At 44.2% G+C, this 19627-nt stretch carries 15 protein-coding genes and 1 other RNA gene; 8 read left to right on the plus strand and 8 right to left on the minus strand.

All coding sequences use genetic code 11. From position 1 onward, the window contains the following. Position 1: 1 nt before the first annotated feature. From FEM33_RS01695 to FEM33_RS01710, 4 genes are all read right to left on the minus strand, one after another. Positions 2 to 541 carry a hypothetical protein gene (locus FEM33_RS01695; protein WP_139010394.1) on the minus strand — a complete coding sequence of 180 codons (540 nt, stop codon included), beginning with the start codon at positions 539 to 541 and terminating at the stop codon, positions 2 to 4. 73 nt (positions 542 to 614) lie between these two features. Then, complete coding sequence (locus tag FEM33_RS01700; RefSeq protein WP_139010395.1) at positions 615 to 1394, minus strand: Rha family transcriptional regulator; 780 nt, start codon at positions 1392 to 1394, stop codon at positions 615 to 617. 143 nt (positions 1395 to 1537) lie between these two features. Beyond that, complete coding sequence (locus tag FEM33_RS01705; RefSeq protein ID WP_139010396.1) at positions 1538 to 1807, minus strand: hypothetical protein; 270 nt, start codon at positions 1805 to 1807, stop codon at positions 1538 to 1540. Between the two features lie 474 nt (positions 1808 to 2281). Further along, entirely contained in the window at positions 2282 to 2491 is a 210-nt protein-coding gene (locus tag FEM33_RS01710; protein WP_139010397.1) for a hypothetical protein, read from the minus strand. 271 nt (positions 2492 to 2762) lie between these two features. Between FEM33_RS01710 and FEM33_RS01715 the strand changes: the two genes are divergently transcribed. The 3 genes from FEM33_RS01715 (at position 2763) to FEM33_RS01725 (ending at position 8368) form a co-directional block, all read left to right on the plus strand. Next, complete coding sequence (locus FEM33_RS01715; protein WP_139010398.1) at positions 2763 to 2990, plus strand: hypothetical protein; 228 nt, start codon at positions 2763 to 2765, stop codon at positions 2988 to 2990. Between the two features lie 627 nt (positions 2991 to 3617). Next, positions 3618 to 4826, plus strand: a complete 1209-nt coding sequence (locus FEM33_RS01720; protein WP_139010399.1) for a LamG-like jellyroll fold domain-containing protein — start codon at positions 3618 to 3620, stop codon at positions 4824 to 4826. Next, a complete protein-coding gene (locus tag FEM33_RS01725; protein ID WP_139010400.1) occupies positions 4808 to 8368 on the plus strand; it encodes a phage tail family protein in 3561 nt (1186 codons plus the stop codon). Before FEM33_RS01720 ends, FEM33_RS01725 begins: the two co-directional genes overlap by 19 nt. A 6-nt stretch (positions 8369 to 8374) precedes the next feature. On the opposite strand, the gene FEM33_RS01730 is transcribed toward FEM33_RS01725, so the two are convergent. From FEM33_RS01730 to ssrA, 3 genes are all read right to left on the minus strand, one after another. After that, positions 8375 to 8635: a hypothetical protein gene (locus FEM33_RS01730; protein WP_139010401.1), complete on the minus strand. Its 261-nt coding sequence runs from the start codon at positions 8633 to 8635 to the stop codon at positions 8375 to 8377. A 67-nt stretch (positions 8636 to 8702) separates the two neighbouring features. After that, a complete protein-coding gene (locus FEM33_RS01735; RefSeq protein WP_161597048.1) occupies positions 8703 to 9851 on the minus strand; it encodes a phage integrase SAM-like domain-containing protein in 1149 nt (382 codons plus the stop codon). A 194-nt stretch (positions 9852 to 10045) separates the two neighbouring features. Beyond that, positions 10046 to 10417: a transfer-messenger RNA gene (ssrA, locus tag FEM33_RS01740) on the minus strand. Positions 10418 to 10906: 489 nt separating this feature from the next. Here ssrA and hemF point away from each other — a divergent pair. Beyond that, complete coding sequence (gene hemF / locus FEM33_RS01745) at positions 10907 to 11842, plus strand: oxygen-dependent coproporphyrinogen oxidase (protein ID WP_229214036.1); 936 nt, start codon at positions 10907 to 10909, stop codon at positions 11840 to 11842. A gap of 30 nt (positions 11843 to 11872) precedes the next feature. Here hemF and FEM33_RS01750 read toward each other — a convergent pair whose 3' ends face one another. Next, positions 11873 to 12958 (minus strand): o-succinylbenzoate synthase, encoded by a 1086-nt coding sequence (locus tag FEM33_RS01750; protein ID WP_139010403.1) that lies wholly within the window; start codon positions 12956 to 12958, stop codon positions 11873 to 11875. Positions 12959 to 13026: 68 nt separating this feature from the next. On the opposite strand from FEM33_RS01750, the gene lpxK reads away from it, so the two are divergent. From lpxK to FEM33_RS01770, 4 genes are all read left to right on the plus strand, one after another. Further along, positions 13027 to 14079 (plus strand): tetraacyldisaccharide 4'-kinase, encoded by a 1053-nt coding sequence (gene lpxK, locus FEM33_RS01755; RefSeq protein ID WP_139010404.1) that lies wholly within the window; start codon positions 13027 to 13029, stop codon positions 14077 to 14079. 103 nt (positions 14080 to 14182) lie between these two features. Continuing rightward, a complete protein-coding gene (locus FEM33_RS01760; RefSeq protein WP_229214037.1) occupies positions 14183 to 16075 on the plus strand; it encodes a putative porin in 1893 nt (630 codons plus the stop codon). Between the two features lie 18 nt (positions 16076 to 16093). Further along, on the plus strand, positions 16094 to 16693 hold the full coding sequence (locus FEM33_RS01765; protein WP_139010406.1) for a MiaE family protein: 600 nt from the start codon (positions 16094 to 16096) through the stop codon (positions 16691 to 16693). 18 nt (positions 16694 to 16711) lie between these two features. Further along, positions 16712 to 19618 carry a PD-(D/E)XK nuclease family protein gene (locus FEM33_RS01770; RefSeq protein WP_139010407.1) on the plus strand — a complete coding sequence of 969 codons (2907 nt, stop codon included), beginning with the start codon at positions 16712 to 16714 and terminating at the stop codon, positions 19616 to 19618. The last annotated feature ends 9 nt before the right edge of the window (positions 19619 to 19627 follow it).

Here is a 19627-nt window from a genome sequence, read left to right on the forward strand (position 1 = left end):
GCTAATGGTCGAATTTTATAGTTGACATAAATTTTTCGTACTCTTCCTTCTTTTTCAATTTATTACTTACAATTCTGAATCTATTCATGTCGTGAGAATAACTGTTAATTTGAAGGTAGGGGCTATTATGGGCAAAAGTTATCAAAACCTTATAAGCCTCAAATGCCTCATTGAGCATCTTGTCTTTCTCAAATGTGTGGGCATTATACTTTAGTTGCGTAAGTTTTGCCAAGTCATTGTCGAAGCCATTCCGTTGCTTAAGTCGCGCTTCTAACAAATCCAACCTTTCTTGGCTGATGTAAATATATTTACCTCCATTTATTATAGCCATATCTAAGTCAGTGCTCATAGCAGGATCGCTAATGCCTTTCAAATAATACTTCTCTGCATCTTTAACACTGATTCTTATATTTTTTCCCGGCAAATTGGAAGTCTCGGGTTGCTTGATAATAATGGACTTTGCCAGTTTCTTAGGATTATTCCACAAAACCAACGCAATAATTATTACAAATACGAGGGCAACAATTACAAACGCCACCATAAAAGAAAAGGTTACTACCAGTAATAGTAACCTTTTCTACAAATGTGAACAATAAAAACTTATTTAACGGTAATTACCCGCCAGTCGCTATTGATAATACATTCTGATTAGCAGCACTCCAAGAAAGATTCGGGTTGAAAACCGAATGAAGGAAAACGCGGCCATATTCAGTCCACACCATTAAATGTTCAGTGTAGATTTTGCCGTCTGTCTTGCTGACTCGGTCATGGGTACGAACTTGCGTGTAACCCTTCCCTTGATACTTTGCCAGAAGAACGTAACGGCCATCATGTGACCGCTGAATTCCTTTTTCACAAAGCAATCTGTTTAGCTTTATCGCAGACATTCCAAGTTCGTCAGCAATTTCCGTAGTTGTGAAGTTATTGGATGCTTGCAGCACTTTATCAACATATTCAACCTTGGGAGTCATCACCTTGATTTCAGATTTCAGCTTCAGGTTTTCTTCTTCGGCCTCGACTGCAATTCTGAGAATCTCCATTCGGGAAAGTTCTTTTGGTTGGCTAAGCTGCTTGATTTGCTCTTCCATCCTGTCAAACTCCTCAATGTATTCGATCTTAAAGGCAAGTGCTTTATCTCCAGTGAAGCCCATCGCAAGAAGAGTGAAACCTTTTCGACTCATTATAAAGTACTCCTGAGTGATGCCCTTAGAATCAACATATTCAGACTGAATAAAGTACAAGGCGCTCAATTTTGAGCCGCTTACAAATTGTTCTGTTGCTAGGATTGCCCGTATGTCTCGAAGAACATTTTTATGTTGCTTATTGAATTTGATAGCAACCTTCAAGCTGTCGGTTGTTGGCATTCCATTGTGGTTTGAAACTAATTCTGTCATTGTAATAGTGTGTTAAAAGAGTAAATAATGATTGAATTATCGGTTGGCCTTGCATCCTGCATAAAATTTCCTTTCAGACTTGAAAGTTTCGGGTGCTTTGACTTCGGGATTCTTGATTTTGCTTCTATCCGGTTTTTCATAGCTCAGTTCTTTTCAAGGTCAGATGAGTTGAATTTAACTGGCTCGATTGCTTCAAGAAGCTCTTTCAATCTTCTGAAAAGAAAAAGCTGTTCGGCATTCTGCTCTGCTTCGGTGGGTAATTCTGGATTTGTAAGACTTCCTTGAAGCATATCCCAAAGGGTGGCTTCAATTTTCTTTGCAGTGCCGCAGTAGTTGAAGAATTCGGCAATTACTTCTGCACTTGGTTTGAACTCGTTGTAGTCTGCAGCTACTTTTGTTGCTTTTTGTAACATGGTGATTTTGAGCGTTTAATGTTAAGAAAAAGTGAACATTTAAAAACGCGCAACAAAAAAAACGGTGTCGCGCTCTTCCGTGTGCTCAACCTTCACCAGGCAATGGTGTTCAAACCATTCACGAATAGCTACGACACCGTTTCCGGTATCTGTAGGAAATATAAGGCACAAAAAAATGCCGATAGTATGTAACGGCAGCATGCACTGCCTAGTGAAAATTGAGCACTTCAAAGGTATACAACAATTTTGTATTTCCAAATGGATGCCCATAAAAAAATAAAAAAGCCCACATCATCGCAGAAATGTGGGCAGGTGAAACATGTCGAGTGTTTCGGGCAATGAGTTAATAAGCTGCGATACTCACTAAGTCATTACTATGATGTCACAAATGTAATAAAGTCGTATACAAATACAATACACTTTTATTAAATTTATTTTTGATAGCAATGTACTATTCTGTAGCAGCGCTTGTAATCAACCCACAGTGTCCGCTATTAGTTGTATAGCATCGGATTCACACATACCAGGCTCTGAACGACACTTGCCATCTGAGAAGTACCAACAGTCATTTTCTCCGCGAAACATACCTTCTTTCTCTTCAACAATTTCAATTTCTGTACTCTGGCCTTTGGCAATGGCCATTTCTGGGTCAGTAACTTTGTACTTTTTACCTACTTCTAACATTTCAATTGCGGTTTTAGTTAATTGATTACTCTGTCAAAATTAGTGCAAAATATAAAAACCGTACTACTTTGTTTTCCGCTCTTTAAATTCTTGGCGATTGCATTGTGAGTAATTTATGCCTGACTCAACTAACTGGCAAATGCAATTATTCCTCAGAACTTAATTTAATTAACAACGAGAAGTGTATACAAATACAATGCACTTCACAACAATTATAGATCATGTACTTAACTGGTACAGTTTTTGTAATGCGGTGCAAACAAATTTCAAAATGGATATAGCTTACTTAGATGACAAAATCGCACTTGCAACAAAATACCAGGATGATAAGTTTGCATTGAAAATAAGGCACATAGTAGATGACCTTGAGAGCGAAAAGAATAGTGACAATGCAGCACAGAAAGCAAAAAAGATGCTTCAGCATGCTTATGAAAAACTCGCCCTCTTGCAAGAATATATAGCAAATTACCAGCTTCTTCTTGATAAATATGGCGTATAAAAAAATAGCAGATACAACCTGCTATTTTTTATAACAACCACATGTAAATCCTAAACTAATAATACTTCTATTGAAGTACAGAAATAATTCGTAAAATAATTATACCACAAAAAAAAGAACAGGCAATGCCTGCTCTCATTTAAAATTACTTTCACGATATCGACGTAAAGTCTGCTAAACGTAGATAAATTAATTGACAGTTAACCTATTATAAGACAAATACTTTCCTTAAATGGTGTGTATACGAAAAAGAGAACAGGCATAGCCCACTCTCTTTATAGAATTTACCTAAAATTATACTTTGTACCACTAAAGTAAAAAAAGATCCGGTAAAATACCAGATCCTTTCTCTTAACTAAATCCGCAATGGTAAAATCTATTTATTATCCAGCCAGTCGATTATCTGCTTCCTGAATATCCAAACCGAAAAAATCACGAATGCACCGATGGCTAATATTATATGCATACTTCTGAAAAGTTAAAAACGAGGCGAGCAGAACCCGCCTCGTTAGTGTTCACACTTTATTATGAAACCATTGAATATCAAAAGTTCTGACCACTAATATACAAAATTCGTATTGTATTTGTATACATTAAAAGCTAAATTTGTGTGAAACACACACTTAAATGGCCGAAATTCTCTATATTCCTTTTGATGAACCATACGAATCAGATATTGCTTATGATTATGCTCCCGGCGCACATCATGCAGATGTTTATGAAGGCCGGTTCATAGAAGGCAGGGAAGGAAACTGTGTTTACTTCCCGGGCAATGGCTATGCAGAAATCAAACCAAAGCTCTTTGACCTAACCCAAACTTATACGGTCATGTTCTGGGTAATGGCTGAATCTCATGGTCTGGGCTCAGCAGAAAGTTACTTCCTCATCAAGTTTCCCGGCCTGAATAACTTCCTGAAAGTAAACCTGTATTCTACCTTAAGTGTGTGGTCGCATGTTGCTTTGACGCATGAGAACGGCATATACACTGCCTACGTCAACGGCAAAGCAAAAGACACCAAATCAGCACTGGCGGGCACTCCGACAGGATTCTGTCTGCTGAATGTTAATGGATTCAATGATGCCGGCCGCTGTTACCTTGACGACTTCAAGATACTTACCGGAGGAGCATATACTTCTTCCGATTTAACACCAATCATTTCAAACGCCACACTAACCGTGAAATTCTCTATAAACGGTGTTGACTTCAAATCCTTAGGGATCACGGTTGGCCCAAATCCAAAAGGGATTGTTGACATGCTTCCCAAAAAGTCGAATGACGAATACGACTGGAAAGATCAGCATGGAAAATTCGAAGACGTGGAAGCTGTCAGGTATGATGTGCGCGATATTGAATTAGACTGCTGGTTCTTCGCTGAGAATGCAGATGCTATGATGGAAACCATTATAAATATCAAGGATCAGTTTCAGCGAAATGGCACGCAGCGGCTCATGGTGGAAATTAATGCGAGATTGACATTGCCCTTTGAAGTCACGCATAAAGCCGGAATTGATTTTTCAGAAATGAAGTGGCGAAATTATCGCACTCCCTGCTCTTTCAAATTGAGAATGACCGAAAAACAGCCGGTCAAGCGTATTCTGAGGTACATCAAAGTTGATAACAACACACCCAATGTACAAATTACCTTGACTTGTCCAGACCTCTTGAACATCTATTGGGGTGATGGCCAGTTTACACCAAACGTATTCGGAACAGCAGTCACAGCTACCCATCAATACGATGCTCCGGGTACATATTATATAGTCATTGCAGGTGTCATTGAAAACATCACTGCATTCACACACAACGCGGTTATGGTATGGAGCAAATTACAATAATACAACCGGACGGAACACTGTATCCGGTCAAACGGCTCTATCCTTTAACGACAATCACCAAAGCGGTTCAGTCCTGTGATCTGCTTGGTCAGGATGTGGTGGATGTTGACTTTGAGTCTACCGAGCATCTTGAAATGGTGCTTGGAATGAAGATTGAAGTTTTCGGCAATTACTACACTTTGAACGTCCTGCCGGAAGAACAGAAAACCGGAAGCCGGAAGTACTTATATAAATGCCGGTTTGAAGGTGTACAGTACGAACTTCTCAGCAGCCAGTACTTTGATGCCGATGCCACAGGTACATATAGAGGAAGTGAATTCTCGCTGACCGGCAATCTGGATATGTTCATCAGTGTGCTGATCTACAACTGCAACAGAACATTCGGGCCCGGCAAATGGCTGAAAGGTGATATACTGGAAACTGATGTTAAGACACTGACCTTCTCAACAGCCAACTGCCTTGAAGCGCTTCAACAGACGATCTGTAAAGAGTTTGAAGTAGAATTCGAGATTCTGCAGAACGGGAACGTTAAAACAATCAATGTAGGAAGAGCCGGCCAGATTCTTACCGACGTTTACGAATACGGGCAAGGCCGCGGACTTTATACGCTTACCAGAAGATCAGTCAAAGAATCCACTATTGTAACAAGGCTGTATCCGTCTGGTTCCTCAGACAATTTAAAGCCGGGTTATCGTAACTTCTCAACCCGTTTAAAGATTGGTGAGCCCGGCAGCGGTACCGATTACATCGAAGATACAGCTGCTATTGCCGCATTCGGATTAATTGAAGGCTCAAAGACTTTTGATGAAGTAAAGCCGCAGCGCATCGGTGTCGTTACGCAGGTAGGCCTTGATGCCGAAATGTTCTTTGATAGCACCATGAACTTTGACTTGAACGAATCAGACGAAAACGGAACCAAATACCTGATCGCTGGCAAGTCGGCAAAGATTCATTTCAACACAGGAAATCTGGCAGGTTATGAATTTGAGCTTGCAGACGGTGGCTACACGCCAGAAGTAAAAGCTTTTGTGCTGGTTCCTTTCAAAGATGAACAAGGCGTCAAGTTTCCGGGCCCGGCTCCATTCAATATTAATGTAGGTGATCAGTATGTGATTCTGGATATTACCATGCCGGAAATTTACGTTACAACCGCAGAAGCAGAACTCAGGACCAAAGCGAGGCTGTACCTCGACGCAAACAAATCGCCGCTGGTTCAGTACTCGCTTGACATTGATCCTCAGTTCCTGAGAAACAAAACGGCTCCCGGCACAGTACCAAACTTTTTTAGCCTGGGCGATTTCATCCAGATTAAGGATGCTGACCTGAACATCAATAAGGCTTCACGTGTGATCCGATTTACACGTGACGTACTCAGCCCTTTCAAGTATACTATTGAAATAGCGGACTCTTACCAGATTTCCACAATTTCCCGCGTGCTTTCCGATGTCAAGCAGCTAAATAACATTGTTACCCTCAACGATCTTCGCAACCCGGTAACTGCAAAACAAAACTGGAAGTCTGCGCGGGAGCTGATCAATGAAAGCTTTGATCCGGATGGATACCTGAAAGATGGGAAAATCAAAGCAGAAACGCTGGAAGCCGCCATTGCACTGTTCGGAACAGAAGGGCAGCAGTTCCAGATCATCAATGCTGTTTTCATGCCTAACTTTCAAGGCAACAAGAACGTGCTCAGGTATACGGCCGGGCAGCTGGTCCACTTGACCATTGAAAAAGACAACATCAGGACTTGGAATTTCAACGCTCAGACCGTCACGTTCGGAGACAACAACTTCAAGTTTGTCTATGCAAAATGTTCTGTTGAGAAAAATACTGCTACCATATTATTCAGTGACCAGCAGATAAAGACGAAGCAGGACCCGGTTCACTATCATTTCCTGATGGGGATGCTCAACAGTGTGGATACTGTCACCAATACAAGACAGATTTCATTGACATACGGATTCACTCTGATATCTGGCCGCTGGATTACAACAGGACAAATCAAATCCTCCGACGGAAGTACATATTTTGATCTGGATACCGGGGAAATTGGCGGCAACATCACATTCCGCGGAACAGACGGAAAGAACAAATCCATCAAGCAGTTGGAAACCGAATTGTTGGCACAGATTGATGCTGTCACGGAACAGACCGATGGAAAGGTTGATAACTGGTTTTTGAACGGAACACCCACGCTCAGCAACGAACCCGCTATCAATTGGAATACATTGGAGCTTAAAACCGAACACGTAGGCGACAATTACTTTGATAACGTTTCAAAGAAGTCATACCGGTTCCGGGTTGAAAACAATGTGTTTTCATGGGAGGAAGTTTCTGATGATAGAATTACCCAGGCTCTGCTTCTGGCAAGTCAGGCCAAAGAATCGGCAGACGGCAAAAGCACAATCTTTATTTCCTCGGCAGCACATCCTACACCGTTCCCGCCATACTCAGAAGGTGATCTCTGGACCAACGGAGTTGATTTGTTCCGCTGTATTACCGAAAGGCTGACCGGATCTTATAATCAGCTCGATTGGGAATTGGCAACGGTTTACGATAGCACTGTTGCTACCATTATAAAAGGGATCATAACTGCCGGCACCATCCAGCTTGCAGGAGAAGGTGGAAGCGTACTGGCCGGTATTACCGGAAATGGAACAGCAGCCGACAGTGTTCGTTTCTGGGCAGGAGCCGGATTTGCAAACAGAGCCTTGGCGCCATTCAGGGTTTTGCAGTCCGGCGAAGGATTTCTTCGCAAGCGGCTGGAAATGATGAATGAAAACAATATTGGGCAGGCCGGCATTGCAGGCTCAAACAATGCGCTTGATGGATTGGTGCGTTTATGGGCCGGTGCTCCTTACGCAAACCGGAATAATGCACCATGGCGCGCGCTGGCAGACGGAAGCATGTTTGCAGAAAAAGGCATGATCGGCAAGTGGACTATACAGGGCGGCGGTATCATCAATGACTCAGGTGATGCATACATTATCATGCGCTCCACAGATGCCACTGAAAAAACCGAGGTCATGATCGGCTCAAATGTTTTTCCGGGAACATACGGCGGAAAAGGAGCAGCACTGTTTAGAGCAACGGAGCCTAACAGTGTAGGCGATAATTACGGAGCCGTGTTTTATGCCAAAAATGCCATAGCCGGATTCTTAAATTGGGCTATTTACGCATTTGATGGTATTTCATTCTTAGGACAAAGCCTGATTAATGGCAAGAAATCATTAAGAATAGATATGAACAACCAGAATCTCACCTTTGATCCAAGTCTGTACGATATGGTCTATGTCAATCCAACGGGCGAAAGAGTATGTATACTTATACTTCGCACGACTGGGAACCGGTTTGTATTGGGCGATGGAAAAACAATAACAATCATCAACCGGAATAACGCTTTTAATAACTTATTTCTTCCCACTGGCACCATGGCTGTAAATGATTCCCCATTCTTAATACAGGGAGGTATGGCCGTTACTTTGAGTTTTGATATAGAATTGCAGAAATGGTGGGCCGTTTCACTATTCGACAACAATTAGAAAACCTTAATCTTCGCTGACCATCATCGAGCCGGTACCGATCAGCAGCCAGGTAGCGGAAACATTGTAGGTTTTAACGATCCGGACCAGCTGATCCACTTTGACAGAATGTGTTTCCGGCGTATTCCGCATATTGTAATAGTAGCCTGTGTTCATTTCGAACTTTCGGCAGAAATCCCGGACACCATCAAACTCCTTTTCTTTGATCAAATGATCAACAGCCTGAAAAAACCGCTTTGTAACTTCTATTGATTCGCTTGTTTTCATAATAAAAGCCGTGAGCATCATAACTCACGGCCATTTTTGTTCTCAATTGTTGATGTATAATACTGAATTATGCAACATCTACTTTATCTGACCATTCTTTTAGAATCCTTTTTTCTTTGATAGATCCGTAATGTTTTATCTGTCTGGTAGATGTGTGCCCGAGCATGGTTGACACCACTTCATCGCTGAAACCGTATTCGTTCAGGCAAATGTCGGTGAATGTCTTCCGGGCAATTTTATTGGTCAGGTTCTTGGTAATGCCTACCGCCTCGGCAATGACCTTTAAATAATCATTGGATTTCTGGCCGGAAATCTTCGGCATCTTGTCACAGCCGCCGTACTTATTGATTAGACTGACCGCGAAGTTATCCAGTGGAAAGATCGCCTCAACGCCGGTCTTGATTCTTTTCACTTTCATAAACTGCTTTTCATTGTATGTATAGCACGAATCCTCCCCTATTTCGATGTAATCGCCAATGTGCAGCCCTGTATGACACATAAACAAAAAGCTATCCACTACCCTTTGCAGCTTGTCACTCCATGGATAATTTTCAAGCAGCCCGAGTTCTTCTTTTGATAAGCAGGTTGTGTCCAGCTCTTTCTTCCATTCCAGACTCACACCGGCAAAAGGACTTCTTTCAACGTATCCCTCTCGCATCCCAAACCGGAACAACCCGATGCATGCCTGCACAATCTTGTTGCAATAATCGTTGTGATACCCCTTTTCTTTCAGCCAACGCCAAAACCCGCTTACATGCCTTTTTTCCAGACTGGCCACATTCATGTCCTTGCCCAGATACTGATTCAGGTACAGGAAACATCTTTTGTAACGGTTTACTGTAACGATGGACCTGTTCTTAATTTTTAGCTCCTCCAGATAAAGCGTTGTCATTTTGACAAAGGAGCAAGCCAGTTCTTTTTTGCCCGTGTAGATGTCCTTGATCTCATTGGCTGATAATCTTAATCCCCGCGACCTTGCTGAAAGATATACACCTTCCAATTCCGTTTTGATAATGTCAATTCTTCGGTTTAGGTCGATAGCCGCCTGTGATGCCCCCTTTACTTTTTGAAATTTACTGTCCCATTTTTTGGGGTCTACTGCTGCGCCCGTTGCAAACTCAGTAGCCTTTTGGCCGTCGATGGTGATTCTACAATTGAGCGGACATACGCCGGCTGAATTGGTTCTTACTTTCCGGATTACGAATCTGATCCGCATTCTGATGGAGTGGTTCACTGAAGAAATAAACATACTTTAACGAGTTAGGTTGTGATAGAGTCAGAAAAGACTACCACTCGAAACTAGTTACCATTATGGTGGTCTTCAGTTTTGGTTAAACTTATTTAACGGTAATGGCCTAAAATAGAAAAAGCAGAGTAGTTAGCTCTGCTTCAACGTCATAGTTTGGGATCTTGTGGAGATGCGGGGAGTCGAACCCCGGTCCAGAACAGGGAAACCCTGCGCCTTCTACATGCTTATCCGTGATTAGATTTTCGAGCCTGACAAGGTACACGGCGGACCCGCGTCATGGCCTTAGATACTGGTGTCTCGTTGAATTTACGCATCAATAGTTCAACCAGCGCTGCGTTTCGACACCTCTGGACCCACCCGGCAGCACGTAGGGTGGAGAGATGATGGCATTTGGTTAATCCTCCGGATTAAGCAGCCATGGCGTAAGTATTTTCGCCATTTATTGTTTGAGAATATTATTTCCGGGAGGTACTCTCAACTCCCGACATGCTTACACACAGAACCTCAGCCCGCTGTCAATTCCAGTCACCCCCAATTTGATACAACTGCATTTGCAAACAGCATTCAACCGCCTATGCAAATCCGGTTGCATGTAAATTTACAAATTTCGATGCAGTAAAGTTCTCTTTGTTCCGAGAAAATTGCCAAAAGGCAGTTTTCTCCGTATTACATGTTTGAACGTGAGAAGCTTATATTTTTTAAAATCTTCCAACGCATTTTACTTTCATAACCAATTCAAAGTTCAAAGCTTCCAAAAGCAACCTGTCCCGAAATCCATTCAAAATAGCATGATGTACATTCCGCTTTACATTCCTGAGCAGTCTTGATGATCAGTTTTTACAATCTGGTTTTGATGCAATTTGAATTTATCAACCGGTTTAAGCATTCAGCTGCGGGCTACGGGATAACAGTTGAAAGTCAGCAGCTTTTTAGTATGACCACTTCTTTCGCTAACACCAACCTTGATGTCAAAATCCTGAAATTTACCGTCTGAACGAGAATTATAGTAATTTTGAACTCTTATGATGACAGACAAAATGAAAGTTGAAGATATAGAACTGAATTTCAAAAATTTACAGGATCAGATTTGCAAGGCCATTGAAGCGGAAGACGGCACGGGAAAATTCCGGGAAGATCTATGGGAACATCATTCCGGCGGCGGCGGAAGAACCAGACTGATCCAGAACGGCAGTGTAATTGAAAAAGGCGGTGTCAATTTTTCGAGTGTGCGCGGTGAGGTACATCCACGCCTCAGGCAACAAATGAATCTGGGCGAAAAGGATGATTTTCACTTTGCGGCAACCGGCGTTTCCATCGTCATGCATCCGCAGAATCCGCGTGTACCGATTATTCACATGAATGTCCGCTACTTTGAACTGAGCAACGGAATCTGCTGGTTTGGCGGAGGAATTGACCTTACACCGCATTACGTCGTTGAAAATGATGCACGGTTTTTTCATAACTGTCTTAAGAATGCCTGTGACAAACATCATCTGCAGTTTTATCCTGATTTCAAAAGCTGGGCTGACGAATACTTTTACATTCCACACCGCCAGGAAACGCGCGGCATAGGCGGCATTTTCTTTGATTATCTCAAACCTGACCTGCCGGGAAAAGGACAAGGTCTTTCGAAAGAAGCACTTTTTGATTTTGTCATGGAAATCGGAAACAGCTTTGCTCCGGTTTATACGCACTTTATGGCACTGCACCGAAATGATGCTTTTACAGAAAAAGAAAAACAATGGCAATATCTGAGACGCGGCCGCTATGTAGAATTCAATCTGGTCTGGGATCGCGGCACGAAATTCGGACTGGAAACGAACGGCAGAACGGAATCGATTTTGATGAGCCTGCCGCCTCAGGCCAACTGGGAATACAGCTTTGAACCGGAAGAAGGTTCTGAGGAACAGAAAACGCTGAACTGGCTACGCAAGGATGTTGACTGGGCAAACAGCTGATCTCAGAAATTCATATTTGTCTGAACATGTTCAGCCGATTACAGGCAGTTCCCAGCCGGTATTTCTGTCGTAATATAAATGGCCGCTTCTGACGCTCAACGGGGACGGGAAATTGTTGGTATAAAGCTGGCCGGTTCCCAAACCCTGCGGAAGTGTGTTCTGGAAGGAAGCGGTAAACTGTGCAATGGCATTCAGGCCGATGTTGGATTCCAGCGCCGATGTAATCCACCATTGAATTTCCAGCCGGTTGGCAATTTCAATCCATTCCTTCGTCTGCTGAAAACCGCCCAGCAGCGTTGGTTTCAGAATGATAAAGGGCGGCATCAGTTTTTTGAGCAGGGAAAATTTGTCCCGGTAATTGAAAATGCCGATCAGCTCTTCGTCCAGTGCAACCGGCACGGGTGACGTCCGGCATAATTCGCCCATCAGTTCATGCTGGCCGGCTTTTACAGGCTGTTCAATGGAATGCAGGTCAAATCCGGATAAAGTTCGAAGCCGCTCATTGACATTCCCTGCATCAAAAGCGCCGTTGGCATCCACTCTCAACGTTATACGCTGTTTGTCAAACCTATTGCGTATGGATTCCAGTATGCGGCATTCTTTTTCAAATTCAATGGCGCCTACTTTCATTTTCAGGGTTGTAAATCCCTGGTCCAGCTTTTCCTCCACTTGTTCGGCCATTTGATCGTGTGAACCCATCCAAATCAGTCCGTTCATCAATATGCCGTTTTCACCGTCTGAAAAGGAGTTTTTAAACAAAACCCGCTGTCCTTCATTCATGATGTCTAGCAAAGCCGTTTCAATCCCGAAACGGACAGAAGGCAAATGCTGCGGTACAAGCTGATCCAGTATGATGCCGAGATTAAAAGGAAATACTTCGAGATCCAGTTCATTGAACAGGCTGCAAACGGATGCAAGCTGCGGCTCGAAATCCGGCAGATCGTCCACGCTCAAACCGGGAAGCGGACCGCATTCACCATAACCCGCAATGCCGGGTTTTTCATGATCTGTAACCATCAGAATCCACGAAGTTTTTTGTGTAAGTACACCTCGGGAAGTGCCCGCTTTTCTGCGAAACTGAAGCAAATGCGGCTTATACACAATTTTTAACGACATGGTTTGAGGAATCAGTTTTTTTTCAGGGGCACAATATTAGATAAAAATTACGTAATTATGCATCAGGTATGAAAGAACAAATTTGGTTAAAAACTGCTTTAACACCTTTTTCCCGGGTTTACGGATTCATAACATGGCTGCGGAATATGGGTTACCGCTATGCCGTTTTCACTTCTGAAAAAGCACCTCAGTTCGTCATTTCCATCGGCAACCTGACCGTAGGCGGAACGGGTAAAACGCCTCTTGTTGAGTACCTTGCCAAAATACTTTCATCCCAGATCCCGACTGCAATCCTGAGCCGGGGTTACGGCCGCAAAACAAAGGGTTTCAGGCTGGCCTCGTCAAGCAGCGATGCTTCTGAAATCGGCGACGAGCCCATGCAGTATTTTACCAAGTTTTATCCCGGAATTGTGGTAGCCGTTTGCGAAGACCGGTTATCTGGCGCCGCCCGCATCGCGGAGCAGTTTCCTCAAACCAAATTGCTTTTGCTTGATGACGCCTATCAGCATCAGCGCATTGTCCGCGATGTCAATTTGCTTTTGTGTGATTACAACAGGCCCTTTTATGATGATCTGCCTTTTCCCGGCGGAAGGCTCCGGGAAGGAAGAAACGGTGCCAAAAGAGCCGACGCGATTATTGTTACCAAATGCCCTCCTGCCCTTTCCGAAGATGAAAAAGCATTAATCCGCAGCAAGATCCTGGTTTACGGAAAGCCAGAAAGCCCCGTTTTCTTTGCCTTTACGGATTATGCGGCGCCGTTGAGCTATACCGGCGGGGAAGTGGCGTTAAAGAAAGTTAAAATGGTTGCAGGAATTGCTAATCCGAAACCGTTCCATGCATATCTTGACAGTCATTTCAACGTTATAGATCAAGTGGTTTTCCCCGACCATTACAATTATGGTCCAAGGGATGTGGAAGAGATTATTAAGTACTTAAAAAACGATACTTTTGTGGTTACGACTGAAAAAGATATGGTGAAATTAAAGCCGTTGGCCGAACAGTCAGGACATGCGTCGCGCTTTGCCTACATTCCTGTTACGGTCAATTTCGGGAATGATACGGCTCTGTTTAACCATTGGATTACACAAAAGACTGCCGGATTAATTGAACCGGCTGAATGATAATGCCTCTATGAGAATTGCTTTATATCTGTTAATCTGTGTTGTATGCAGCTTTTTCCTTTTTACACCTCATGCCAGTGCACAGGTTAGATTACCCGGCGGAATGCAGATGCCCAGTGGCGGTGGTGGTGGTTCCGGTGGCGGCGGGCAGGGCGGTGGCGCCATTCTGGACGACAGTACCAAAAACATTTACGGGCCTGCGACAACGCTTCATTTTTATGAAAACGACATCCTGAATAACCGGGATTCGGTACGGTACCGCGTGGATACCAGCCTCACCAACTTTCACCGCTGGACGCCGCTGGACCGTTCATGGGGAAAACTGGTGGATCTCGGCAACACGGTCACGGCTACACGGAATCTTTTTTTTGAGCCTCGTTCAGATATCGGCACGCAGCTTGGCTTTCGCGCTTACGATGCTTATGCCATCAAACAGGATGAAGTGCAGTATGTGGATACGCGCTCGCAGCATACCGAGCTGAACTTTATTTCGGGTGGCAAAAAAACGTCACTCGGCAGTTTTGCCTATACCCAGAACGTGCACTCCCGTTTCAATTTCGGCCTGCGTGTACAGCGGCTTACTTCCAACAAACAGTACGGATTTGTCAATACGCTGAATTCAGGTGCTTTTCTGGGGCAAAACTGGACGCTGCTTTTGCACACCAGCTTTTTTTCCAAGGATAAAAAATACCTAATCCTTGCGCATTACCGCCATATGAACCAGAAAGTGCGTGAACAGGGCGGTGTCATTCCGAATGTCGGTGCAGACGGGGTTGTTGAGGATTTCTCCTACGACGGCGCAGCCCGGACGAGCGATGATGCCAATTCGTGGGAAAGACGCCATGTTTTCCACATTTACCAGCAGTACCGGCTTGCAAACGGATTTCAGCTTTTTCAGCAGGCCGATTATCAAAGTGTGATCAACCGGTTTACGGATCTGGACATTTCGCGCGGGGTTGAAAAACTGGTCTATCCGGTATCCAGGTTTACTTCCGACAGCACAAGACAGGATATTTATTACAAACTGGTCGATAACAAGGTCGGTATCAAAGGATATTATTCCGGTTTCAATTACCGCGCTTTCGTACGCCAGCGACTGTACGGCATGCGAGCGGCCAGTCAGCTGGCAAATGAAACCGGAAAACCGACTGCGACTTACCGGACGGGACTAAGATTTGATAACATCATCGGTGCATGGGCGGGGTATTATCTCAAAGATTCCCTGCAATACCTCACGGCAGAAGCAGAGCTCAATCTGGCCAAGAATGTGGAATACAGGCTGAAAGGCGAATTGAACACCCGCTGGGGAAAGGCAGGTTTCCAGAGCATACAAACTGCACCGGATCTGCTTGTACAGCGTTATTTCGGCAATCATTTTGCGTGGAGAACCAATTTAGACCCGACCAAAGTACAGACGGTTTATGCTTCACTGCCTTTAAAAACCAGCAAGATCAACTTTGTTCCTGAAATTCAGATTCATCAGGTTAATGATTATATTTACTATGATACTTCGGCGGTACCGAAACAGCTGAACTCCGGTTTCAGGTTACTGAGAATCGGTTTCAACTCCGGCATTCATTTGAAAAGATGGAACTTTACAACCATGGGCTATCTCACGCTGAATGACAACAGCGATGTGCTGCGAATCCCGACGTATTTTGCCAGCGGAGAAGTTACATTTGATTTTACATACGCCAAAGTACTTTTTATTCAGCTCGGACTTGCTGCCCGTTACCGTTCTGCTTATTTTGCTGATGCGTATATGCCTGTAACACAGCAATTTCACTTACAGAACGAAACGCGGCTGGAACAGAACGTAGTTATTGACGGTTTTGCCAATGTGCGGATCAAGCGTGTGCGGCTGTTTTTTAAAATGTCTTACCTGAATCAGGGCGGTCAGTTCGGGGTATTTCCGAAAGGGTATTATGTAACGCCGGGATACCTCGGACTTGCGCGTGCGTTTTCTTTCGGCGTCAACTGGCCGATGTTTGATTAACTGCTAATTTCCAAAGTCATGCAAGTGCCACTCACCACGTTAGGTCTGGAATTGCCTACCGATCCGCGCTGGACCAATATTGCAGCCATGCAGATCGGTGATATTCTGATCGATCATGCTTATTGTGAGCAGAAAGCGGCTTCCAGCTGCATAACGCTCATTGTTCATTATCCCGAAAAAGCAAAAATGGTGGAAGTGCTTACACCGATTGTAGCGGAAGAATGGGGTCATTTCCAGCGCGTTTTAAAAGAACTGAAAAAGAGAAATATCCCGCTCGGGCGCCAGCGAAAGGATGTATATGTCGGTGAACTGCTGAAACTGGTCCGGAACAAAGGCGATTATGAGGCTGCTTTTTTGGACAAGCTGCTGATTTGCGGCCTGATCGAAGCCAGAAGCTGCGAACGTTTCAAGCTGCTTTCGGAATCACTCGAAGAAGAAAGTTTACAGAAATTTTACCGCGAACTGATGATTTCAGAAGCGGGCCATTACCGTACGTTTATTGAACTGGCTGAAACGTACATACCCGCTGCGGATGTGAGAAAACGCTGGAAAGAGCTGCTTCATGCAGAAGCAGAAATTATAAAATCCATGACACCGAGAGGTGACCGGATACATTAACAAACTATAAATTAAAGAATGCAATCCTTTCTTAATCTCGTTGCAAGACGTATTCTGGACAACCATCAATCGCTGGAAAGGGTCAGCATCGTTGTGCCTACGCGCAGAGCGGCGTTTTTTCTGATGCAGGAACTGGCCAAGGAAACCAGGGAAGCCGCCATCAGCCCGCATATCCAGGCGGTCGATGATTTTGTGGAAAGCATCTGTACGCTGGAAATTGAAGATCCTGTCCACCTGCTTTTTGACTTGTACGAAACTTTCAGGGAAATTGATCCGGAAGTACAGTTCGACCGTTTTATGGGCTGGGCTTCGGTATTGCTGAATGACCTCGACAGAATTGACCAGTATCTTGTCAAAGCCGATTATTTATTTGATTATTTATCCGAAGCGAATGCTATTGCGCGCTGGCAGGCCACTTTGCCGGAAGGAAAAACCTTGCAGAGCGAAGGCGGGTCCAAACAGTATTTCTCGCTTTTTGAAAATATAAAACTTGTCTATCATTCATTCCGCAACCGCTTACTGGAAAAAGGAAAAGCTTACCGCGGCATGGCTTACCGCGAACTTGCCGAGGACGTCAACACGCTGCTGCTGGAAAGACCTGAATTTGACAAACTGTATTTTGCCGGTTTCAATGCATTTACCGAATCGGAAAGGAGCATTGTAAGTTCGTTGGTAAAAGTCGGCAAAGCGGAGGTTTTCTGGGATTCTGACCAGTATTATATGACTGTAAATCCGGGCGTAGAAGCAGGAAAAAGCCTACGCGATTATCAGAAAAGCCGGTTGTTTGGCGAATGGAACTGGACAACGGATCATTTGCTGAGTTCGCAGAAAAACATTACGGTTTACGGCGTCCCGAATGCCACTTTACAGACCAAAGTTGCCGGCCAGCTTTATCAGCAGATGAAAGCATGGGACGATCCGGAAAATCCGGTCCCTACGGCAATCGTGCTGGCGGATGAAAACCTGCTGCTTCCGATGCTGTACTCGCTGGATGAAACGGTTGTGGACCTGAATGTGACGATGGGACTTTCCATGCGCAATTCGCTGCTTTATACATTGGTTGACAGTATTTTCGAATTGCAGCAGAATGCCGTCGAGTTCCGGGGAAAAAGCGGCAAGATGGTCCGGATACCCAAATTCGGCCATAAATCCATCAACAAGGTTCTGAACCACCCGTTTATCCGGCATTATGAACACGTGATGCTGCTTCCGGCAAGTACCGGCCCGACAATTATCCAGAAAACGCTTTGGGCCATTACAAGGGAAAATCAGGTTTTTCTGAGTTCGGAAGAACTAATGGATCTAAGTGAAAATCATCCTTTGTTCCGGATTTTATTTACAAACTGGCAGAAAAACAATTCCAGGCAGGTTATCAGCACATTTTATCAGCTGATTGAGTTGCTGCGCGATGTTTATAAAGATTACAAAAATGCGCTGGAAACGGAATATCTGTACCTTTTTTACACTTTGCTGAAACAGTTCGAGCAGACGATTGAGGAAAAAACGGAGCTGATTACATTAAGGACTTTGCGGTCTTTCATGTTTGAACTGATCCGGCAGACGAAAATTCCGTTCAGCGGAGAGCCTGTCAGTAACCTTCAGATTATGGGAATGCTGGAAACCCGGGCGCTTGACTTTGAACGGATTATTATTCTTTCGTTGAACGAAGGCATGCTTCCGCAAGCAAAAAGGCAGAATTCATTAATCCCGTACGATGCGGCACAGACCGTGGGTCTGCCGACGCACCAGCATCAGGAAGCGGTTATGTCGTACCATTTTTACCGATTGCTGCAGCGCGCCAGTGAAGTGCATATTCTTTACACCAGTACCAACGATGCGCCTGGCGGAGGTGAAAAAAGCCGCTTTATCCAGCAGGTTGAATACGAACTGACGCAGTATAATCCGTTGATACAGATCGAGAACAAAGTGGTTGTACTGGAAAGCAGCCAGCAACAGGAACTCGAGGAAGTTGTCAGGAAAGATGATGCATTGCTGGCGATCATCCGGGAATATCTTGCTAACAAAGGATTATACCCGACGCACCTGAATGAATTCATCCGCTGTTCCATGCAATTTTATCTGAAGCATATTGTCGGGGTCAGGGAGAAGGAAGAAGTGGAAGAAGAACTTGGAATGGACAAGATCGGAACGTGGCTGCATGCGTCACTGGAACGGCTGGATCAGGAATATTTCCTGCTGGAAAAAGATCCGTCGGAAGAGGAGATCAAAGCCGTGATGAAAGATGAATTCGACCGTCTTTTCAAAGGCTATGTGACGGATCTTGGCCTTAACCGGATTTATTTCCAGATCGGCGAACATCAGATTCTTGCTTTTTTGAAAAACCAGATGGCGCAGGTTCCGAGAAGGAAAATTCTGGCAGCCGAACAGCCGCTGAACGTCAACATCAGTCTTTTACTTCAGGGTATCGATACGCCGGTCAGAATAGGCGGAAAAATAGACCGCATCGAGCAAAGTCCTGAAGGTATACTGTACGTGATGGATTATAAAACGGGAAGCGTGGAGCTGACTGGCCGCCAAAAACTGACCGACCCGATGAAGCGCGAAGAAGTGATCCGCAAAGATCCGGACCGTAAAATGGGCTACGTCCGGCAGCTCTGGATGTACGAATACCTGATGTACAGAAAAATGCGCGATGAACAGGGCCTGGATCTGCGCGAAACAAAATACAGCTTTGGAGATTTTGCCGTAAAATCCGGTTTTTATTCATTCAGAGATCCGAAAAACCTGATTTCCAATCCGCTTGAACTGACAGAAGGATTGGCACCTCAGCATTTTATTGAAAAGTCGGAACTGATTCTTACGGATATACTTAACGTTATGCTGGACCCGAATGTACCGTTCCGGAAAACAGACGATCTCGGAACCTGCAAGTATTGTGACTTTGCAGGCATATGTGGAAGATAATATAATTTT

It is taken from the genome of Dyadobacter flavalbus, from assembly GCF_006149045.1.
Classification (GTDB): Bacteria; Bacteroidota; Bacteroidia; order Cytophagales; family Spirosomataceae; genus Dyadobacter; species Dyadobacter flavalbus.